The following is a 7,374-nucleotide window of genomic DNA, read 5'->3' on the forward strand; positions in this document are numbered from 1 at the left end:
TCAAGGCCGTCAGCGGCCGCGGGCCGAGGCGGGCGAGCCCGCCGCCGCACGTGCCGGTGCTGGTGACCTGTCTGCTGCCGACTCTGAGCAACGGGGGAGTGCTACGTGGCCGGGTGCGGGCGGTGGAGACGTCCCGCACCCGGCCACGTGGGTGCCCTCTCGGTCTGTGGCGCTTCAGCGTCAGTGCGCCGGCTGCTCGACGACGTCGACCGGGGTACCGCCGTCACGGCTGTGGCGGTCGGCGTGGTCAGCGTCGTCGGCGGGGGCGTCCGAGCCCGGCAGGCGGCCGCCCACCATGTCGGTCAGTCCGGTGCCCACGAGGCTGCGCAGGATGAGGTCGAGCTGCTCGACGTTGTTGGCCACCGCCTTGGGCAGGGCGGAGGCGCCCTCGGTGGAGATGATCGACAGGTCGCGCACGCTGGCCAGCGGCTCGCTCAGGGCCCTGGCGATCTCGGGGGCCTTGTCCAGCAGCATCTGGCGGGTGGCGGCCTCGCCGTACTTGGCCAGGGCGTCCGCCTTGTCGCTCATGGCCTTGGCCTCGGCCTCACCGGCGGCGCGGACCGTGTCGGCCTCGGCCTGGCCTCGGGCCGCGATGGCCTCGGCCTCGGCGCGGGCCCGAGCGGCGGTCGCCTTGGCCTCGGCCTCGGCGCGGGCCACGGTGGCCTGGGCCTGGGCCTCGGCGTCCAGACGGGTGCGTTCGGCGTCGGCCTGGGCCCGCAGCAGCGCCTCGGTCTTGGAGGCCTGAGCCTCCTGCTCGCGCTGGTAGCGGGCGGCGTCGGCGGGCTTGCGCACCGTGGAGTCCAGCTCACGCTCGGTCAGGGCGGCCTTGGCCTCGGCCGCCTCCTGCCCGATGATGGCGATCTCGCGCTCCTTGGCGGCGCGGGCGATCGGGCCGGCGGAGTCGGCGTCGGCCTGGGCCTTGTCCGTCTCGGCCTTGAGCTGGGCCTGACGCAGCGACAGGTCGCGCTCGCGCTCGGCGATCTGCTGGCGGGAGGTGACCTCGGCGTCGCGGGCCTCGCGTTCGGCGTTGGCCCGCGCGATGCGGGCGTCCTTCTCGACGCGCTGCTGCTCGGGCACGCCCAGGGACTCGATGTAGCCGCCGGCGTCGGTGATCTCGGAGACCTGGAGCATGTCGATCTCCAGCCCCATGTTGGCCATGATGCTCTTGGCGTCGTCGAAGACGTTGCGCTGAAGGGCGTCGCGGTCGGAGATGAGGTCGGTGACCGTCATGTGGCCGATGATCGAGCGCAGGGAGCCGATGAGCGCCTCGCGGGCGGAGTCGGCGATGGCCTGGTCCGTGTTGGGCTTGCCCAGGAAGCGCTTGGCCGCGGCGCGCACCTGCTCGTCGGAGTCGCCCACCTTGACGGCGGCCACGGCGGCGACGTTGACGTTGATCTTGTTCTCGTCCTCGGCGGTGACCTTGAAACCGATCGTGGTCTGGGTGAAGGGCAGGTACTGGATGGACTGGATGACCGGCAGGACGAAGTCGCGCCCACCGGGGTGGATGATCTTGACCGTGCCCCGGTTCGACCCGGAGATCAGGCCGGTGAGGTTGGAGGGGACGACGACGATGCGGCTGAACAGGTAGGCGACCGCCGCCAGTACGATGATGACGGCGACGACGATCAGGCCGATGACTGATACGTCCATGCGGGGTTCCTTTCTGTGCGGGGAGATGGGATGAAGGAGGACGGCGGGCAGGCGGCGCGAGCAACGGGCGGGGCGTGCGGTCCGTCAGCGGCCCCTGGTGGGCTCAGCTGCTGATCTGCTCCCAGGGGGCGATGTCCAGGGTGGAGTCGACGGCGTCGAGCACCCAGGCGCTCTGCCCCGAGTGCAGCGGCTGCTCGGAGCGCGCCGGCAAGGTGAGCTGGTTGCCGCGCGTGATGGCACGAACCTCGCCGCTGCCGTCCTTCCACCATAGGACGGTGACCTTTTCACCGACCAGCTCCGCGGCGGTGGGCGGAGCCGTGTCCAACGGCATGGAGCGCCGGAGCCGGTTCCACAGCCAGCGCATGAGCGCGCCGGACGCGACGGCCGCCGCGGCGGGAACGCCCCACAGCACCGCCGCCGGCACCTGTGTGGCGGTCGAGCCCGTCGCCGCCGTCACCCCCATGCCGATGGCGCCGAACACGGCCACCGGCAGCGCGAGGATCGGCACGAGCCCATCGGGGAGGAAGGCGTCCAGCAGTCCGTCGAGCAGGATGCCGGACACCAGGACGGTGCAGCCGATGATCGCGCACCAGGCGAAGATGCCCACACCAGCTCCCTTCCGCGCAGGCCCCTCGGCCTGCGACACCTGGATTCTGCCACGCGGGCCGGGAGGTGAAGCCGTGTTTGGGTGGGAAGAACAATCCGGTTGGACTCAGGCGCCGCGGGCTTGTGGCAGCCGACCGGAGTCCTGCAGGGGCGGCGCAGTCGAGGACCAGGACGTCGCCGTCGGGATGGCCGTCGCAGCAGAGGGGTTGGTGGGAATGGTCATGGTCTCCTGCATGGCCGGATCGACCTCTTGATCAGAGTCGGCCGGGGCGGCTGTGCGCGCAGTACTGACAGTACCGGCGGCGCTGTCAGCGCTGTCAGTGCTGCTAGCCATGACCGCTGCCGCCCGGTGAGCTCCGACGGCGTCGGCGGGCACGGCTTCGGCGGCAGCCACTGCGGAGGACTGGTCAGCATGCTGGGACGCAGTGAGGATGGGCGGGCCGGACGCGTCGGGTACGGGGCGGCCGGCGTCTCCCGGCGCTTCCGCGGGTGCCTGGGGCGCGCCCTGAGGCGGGAGAAGTCCGTAGCCGGACGCCCCCGTCAGGCCTGCGGCCGTGGCCGGGCCCGCAGTGGCGGGCACAACCGGGGACGGCTGGGGGCCTGTGGCCACCGCGACGGTCTGCACGGACACCGCCGCGGCCCTCACCGGTGACACGTCCTGGCGTGCGGGCGGCAGGCCCGCCTGGGCGAGGGTGTGCTCGGGGTGCGGCTGGGTCGGCTGGGGCCTGGTCGGTGCAGCGCTGGTGGACGCAGCCGCTGCGACCAGTGACGCGGGCGCCTCGGTGGCGTGGCGCCCGGCCGGCGTCTCGGAGGGGATCGAGGCGAGGACCGGTTCGGTCTCCACGGTGTTGGCCGAGGCCGTCGATGCACCCGAGGTCGGAACCATGGAGGCGGACAGGGGCGATGCCGTCACTGTCCCCGAGACCGTCACCGCATCGGGAGCCGCGGCCGCCTGCATGGATGAACCGGTCAGGGCGGCCTGGGCGCGTCGACGCCGGGAGATGCGGCTGGGGGTCGGATCCTCGAAGACTCCCCTGCTCGCCTGGGGCGCCCGGTGACTCGTCGGGCCCGCCGGGGACTGCTGGGACTGGCCCTCACGTGCCGAGATCTCCCGGGGCGGTGCCGGCTGGGCGCTGGCGGTCTGTGACAGGGCCTCGGCCAGTGAGGCGGTGGACGGCCCCGAGGGCGCGTCAGGCTGCAGCTCCCCAGGGAGCGCGGCAGCCGCCGTGTCCGACGGTTGTGCGCCGCCGGGCCGCTCGCCCAGGGCGGCGGCCGACGAGGATGGCTCGGGCACCGGCGTGTGCGAGGGGACGGTGGCCGTCGTCGTCGCGGCTACTGCTGGCGCCGCCGGCCGGGCCGGCTCGGGAACAGCCATGGGGCCCGCCGCTGCGCGCCCGCCCCGGCGCCCGGGGGTAAGCGGCGGCCACACGACATCGGCGTCGGACAGGGCAGTGGTAGCCTGCCCGGAAGGCACCGCCAAGGCCTTCCGTTCCAACCGGCTGCGCGCCCGCCGCGAGCGCCGCCGGGGCTCTGAGCCGGAGGCGCCGGGACCGCCCGCAGCGGGCACGGCTCCAGCGGCCCCACTGGCCCCGGCGGGGGAGACGGGACTCGGGTAGTCGGCGAACTTGACGATGTGGTCGAGGTCGTAGTGGGTCGGGTCCTGGCCGGCGTTGCGCAGCACGTCCTCCAGGGGGCTGAGCAGGGCCAGCCGGAAGGCGGGGTCGACGCAGCGGGCGTTGACGGCGCCCCAGATCTGGTCGGCGGTCAAGGACTCCTCGGAGGAGCCCAGGTCGTTGCGGATCGCGGTGACCAGGTCCGACTCCAGGCGCGCGTAGGCCATGGCGTAGGCGCTGGGCCACGGGGCCTCGGGCCGCTGGGTGCGCAGGAGGGCGAAGTTGCGCATGGCGCGCAGCACCTCGTCCGAGCCGCCCACCAGGGCCCCCACCCGCAGGCGGTCCAGCGCCTCGTTCTTCATCGTCCCGGTGCCCTCGGGGCCCAGCAGGTGCTTGGAGTCCTCAACGACCTCGCGCAGGAAGACCCGGTAGGCGGCGACGCTGTCGGGGGTCGTGCGCTCCTTGGTCATCGAGCGCAGCCGCTCGGCGGCGTGACGTGCCGCCAGACGGGCCGAGCTGGCCTCGGACTGGACCTCGTTGATCCGCGAGATGCTCGCCCGGGAGATCCGTGAGGCCTCCTTAAGGGCCAGGTCCGCATGCGCCGTCGAGCGCCGGGCGGCGAAGACGGCGGCAACGGCGACCAGGACGGAGACACCGGCTGCGATAGTGGCCAAGACGGCGACGACGGACAGATCCATACCCCTATCCTGCCCGTAATCGACTCAGTGGTGCCGCGAAAAAAGGACCTCCCCAGATAGTCCCCAGAATCTCTGCGGGTGACGCTCAGGCCAGGTGGTGGCCGCGCTCACGTTGAGGAAGGTGGGAGGCGGTGCCGACGGGACGGTGCATCGGCAGGCCCCGTCTCCGGGAGATGCCCGCCCCGGGCGCTGGGGCGCGCATTCGCTCCTGCGTGACCACCCTGGGCTGCACCGATGTGCACGGGGCGAGGTCCTCGGCGCCTGAGGCGCCCCATGCGGGCCCGTGGCGCGGTAGCGTCAGCGCCATGAAGAAACTCATCAACGCCGTTGACAACGTGGTCACGGACGCCCTGCGGGGCATGGCCGCGGCCCACCCCCACGAGCTCGACATCGACCTCGACCAGCACATCGTCTACCGCCGCCGGCCCAAGGAGCAGGGCAAGGTCGCCATCATCTCCGGGGGAGGCAGCGGGCACGAGCCCCTCCACGGCGGCTTCGTGGGCACTGGCATGCTCGACGCCGCCTGCGCCGGAGAGATCTTCACCTCCCCGGTCCCCGACCAGATGGTGGCCGCCACCGGCGCCGTCGACCGTGGAGCCGGAGTGCTGCACATCGTCAAGAACTACACCGGCGACGTCATGAACTTCGAGATGGCCGCCGAGATCGTCGAGGCCGAGTCCGGCATCCAGGTGGCCAGCGTCGTCACCAACGACGACGTCGCCGTCGAGGACTCCCTCTACACCGCCGGACGCCGCGGCGTGGGCGTGACCGTCATGGTGGAGAAGATCGCAGGCGCCGCCGCCGAGCAGGGGCGCCCGCTGGACGAGGTCGCCGGTATCGCCGCGCGCGTCAACGCCTCCGGCAGGTCCATGGGCATGGCCCTGACCTCCTGCACCGTCCCGGCCAACGGCAAGCCCTCCTTCGACCTGCCCGACGACGAGATGGAGATCGGCATCGGCATCCACGGCGAGCCCGGACGCCACCGCGAGAAGATCGCCCCCGCCGCCGAGATCGCCGAGCGCCTCGTCACCCCCGTCCTGGCTGAGCTCACCGCGCTTACCGAGCTGGAGGGTGCCGGCGCCGACGAGGGCGTCATCGCCATGGTCAACGGCATGGGCGCCACCCCGCTGCTCGAGCTCTACCTCATGTACGGCGAGATCGCCCGCCTCCTCCAGGGCGCCGGGATCACCGTGGCCCGCAACCTCGTGGGCAACTACATCACCAGCCTCGACATGGCCGGCTGCTCCCTGACCCTGGTGCGCGCCGACGCCGAGCTGCTGAGCCTGTGGGACGCCCCGGTCAACACGCCCGGCCTGCGCTGGGGCGCGTGAGGACCTGGCACAATCGGGGTGCCCGGATCGCGTGCGGGCACCCCAAGAAGACTGAAGGAGAAGCGACATGACCGCAGACGCGGGAGCCCTGAGCCACTCGCTGAGCGTGGCGGACCTGGCGACCTGGGTGCGCCACAGCGCGGCGCTCATCGCCGAGCACGCCGAGGAGCTCACCGAGCTGGACGCCGCCATCGGTGACGCCGACCACGGCACCAACATGAAGCGCGGCCTGGCCGCTGCCGCCGAGGCGGTGCAGGCCGGTAGCTTCGCCAGTGCCGACGCCCTGCTCAAGAAGGTCGGCACCACCCTGGTCTCCACCGTCGGGGGCGCCTCCGGGCCCCTGTACGGCACCTTCTTCCTGCGTGCCGGGGGCGCCGTCGTCGGCCTGGAGGCGCTCGACGCCCAGGCGCTCGCGGGCGCCCTGGAGGCAGGGGTCGGCGGTATCGCCGCGCGGGGGCGCGCCACCACGGGGGAGAAGACCATGCTCGACGCCTGGAGCCCGGCCCTGGAGGCCCTGCGCGCCCATCCCGGCGACCTCGCCGCCGGTGTCGCGGCCGCCGCGCGGGCCGCAGCCGAGGGACGCGAGGCCACCAAGCCCATGGTGGCCACCAAGGGGCGGGCCTCCTACCTGGGGGAGCGCTCGGTGGGGCACATCGACCCCGGTGCTGCCTCCACCGTCCTGCTGCTGACGGCCCTCGACGACGTCGTGGCCGGGAGGGCGTCGTGAGTCCGGTGAGTGTTGGCATCGTCCTGGTCTCCCACTCCCGTGCCCTGGCCGAGGCCGCCGAAGACCTGGCGCGCCGGCTCATCGTGGCCGTCGACGTGCCGGTCGAGACGGCTGCGGGCCTTGCCGACGGCGGGCTGGGCACCGACCCCGGGGCCGTCGTCGAGGCAGTGGAGCGCCTGACCGAGCGCTGTGAGGGCGTCCTGGTCCTGGCCGACCTGGGCAGCGGGATCATGAGCGCCGAGATGGCCCTGGAGATGCTCGATCCGGCCCTGGCGGAGCGGACGCGCCTGTCGGCAGCGCCCTTCATCGAGGGGCTGCTCGGCGCCTACGGCGCCGCCGGGATCGGTAAGGATCTTCAGGCCGTGGCCACTGAGGCCGACGGCGCCGCCGAGGCCAAGCGCTCCCAGGTGGCCGCCTTCTGACGTGCCTCTGACTGTGTTGTCTCATGACTTCTGAGAGTCTCGGATGTCATGACATCTCAAGACGCCGGTGGGGTGGGCCGACCGTGTGCGGGAGCCACTGCTCGCTTCTCTGGTGGGGCCGGCCCGGCTGCTCGTAGTTGCTCGGGTGGCTGCTGGCGTCGTTTGGGCGCAATGCACGAGGGTGGGGTGCTACTGGAGGAGGGTTGGGGGTACTTCGGGTAGGTGGGGTCTTCGTGTAGTACGCACAACCTGTGGTCAGTGGATCCCGACCCTCGTGGAGTAGGCCGGCTCGAGGCAGGAGCGGGGCGGAGCCGGCTCGGTGCGGGC

Annotated in this window: 7 protein-coding genes; 3 read left to right on the top strand and 4 right to left on the bottom strand. The window is 72.6% G+C overall.

Annotated elements, in window-relative coordinates:
- Positions 1-180: 180 nt before the first annotated feature.
- From HMPREF2883_RS12460 to HMPREF2883_RS14905, 4 genes are all read right to left on the bottom strand, one after another.
- Positions 181-1,650 carry a flotillin family protein gene (locus tag HMPREF2883_RS12460; protein WP_070662931.1) on the bottom strand — a complete coding sequence of 490 codons (1,470 nt, stop codon included), beginning with the start codon at positions 1,648-1,650 and terminating at the stop codon, positions 181-183.
- Positions 1,651-1,753: 103 nt separating this feature from the next.
- On the bottom strand, positions 1,754-2,257 hold the full coding sequence (locus HMPREF2883_RS12465) for a nodulation protein NfeD (protein ID WP_070662932.1): 504 nt from the start codon (positions 2,255-2,257) through the stop codon (positions 1,754-1,756).
- A gap of 105 nt (positions 2,258-2,362) precedes the next feature.
- Positions 2,363-4,567 (bottom strand): hypothetical protein, encoded by a 2,205-nt coding sequence (locus tag HMPREF2883_RS15665; RefSeq protein WP_256277480.1) that lies wholly within the window; start codon positions 4,565-4,567, stop codon positions 2,363-2,365.
- An 85-nt stretch (positions 4,568-4,652) separates the two neighbouring features.
- The gene (locus tag HMPREF2883_RS14905; RefSeq protein WP_141759124.1) at positions 4,653-4,874 is read right to left on the bottom strand and encodes a hypothetical protein; all 222 of its coding nucleotides are present in this window, start codon (positions 4,872-4,874) and stop codon (positions 4,653-4,655) included.
- Here HMPREF2883_RS14905 and dhaK point away from each other — a divergent pair.
- From dhaK to dhaM, 3 genes are all read left to right on the top strand, one after another.
- On the top strand, positions 4,873-5,898 hold the full coding sequence (gene dhaK / locus HMPREF2883_RS12475; protein ID WP_070662933.1) for a dihydroxyacetone kinase subunit DhaK: 1,026 nt from the start codon (positions 4,873-4,875) through the stop codon (positions 5,896-5,898). The two genes, HMPREF2883_RS14905 and dhaK, sit on opposite strands and share 2 nt — an antisense overlap.
- A 67-nt stretch (positions 5,899-5,965) precedes the next feature.
- Positions 5,966-6,625, top strand: coding sequence for a dihydroxyacetone kinase subunit DhaL (dhaL, locus tag HMPREF2883_RS12480; protein ID WP_070662934.1), 660 nt, complete (start codon positions 5,966-5,968; stop codon positions 6,623-6,625).
- Positions 6,622-7,047: a dihydroxyacetone kinase phosphoryl donor subunit DhaM gene (gene dhaM / locus HMPREF2883_RS12485; protein WP_070662935.1), complete on the top strand. Its 426-nt coding sequence runs from the start codon at positions 6,622-6,624 to the stop codon at positions 7,045-7,047. The genes dhaL and dhaM overlap by 4 nt, the downstream gene beginning before the upstream one ends.
- Positions 7,048-7,374 lie beyond the last annotated feature (327 nt).

Source organism: Actinomyces sp. HMSC075C01 (assembly GCF_001812965.1).
Taxonomy (GTDB): Bacteria; Actinomycetota; Actinomycetes; order Actinomycetales; family Actinomycetaceae; genus Actinomyces; species Actinomyces acetigenes.

What these genes read in the sequence shown, in the direction of transcription:
- HMPREF2883_RS15665 (WP_256277480.1), bottom strand. Translation starts at nt 4,567, where the DNA reads ATGGATCTGTCCGTCGTCGCCGTCTTGGCCACTATCGCAGCCGGTGTC.
- HMPREF2883_RS14905 (WP_141759124.1), bottom strand. Translation starts at nt 4,874, where the DNA reads ATGGCGCTGACGCTACCGCGCCACGGGCCCGCATGGGGCGCCTCAGGC.
- dhaL (WP_070662934.1), top strand. Translation starts at nt 5,966, where the DNA reads ATGACCGCAGACGCGGGAGCCCTGAGCCACTCGCTGAGCGTGGCGGAC.
- dhaK (WP_070662933.1), top strand. Translation starts at nt 4,873, where the DNA reads ATGAAGAAACTCATCAACGCCGTTGACAACGTGGTCACGGACGCCCTG.
- HMPREF2883_RS12460 (WP_070662931.1), bottom strand. Translation starts at nt 1,650, where the DNA reads ATGGACGTATCAGTCATCGGCCTGATCGTCGTCGCCGTCATCATCGTA.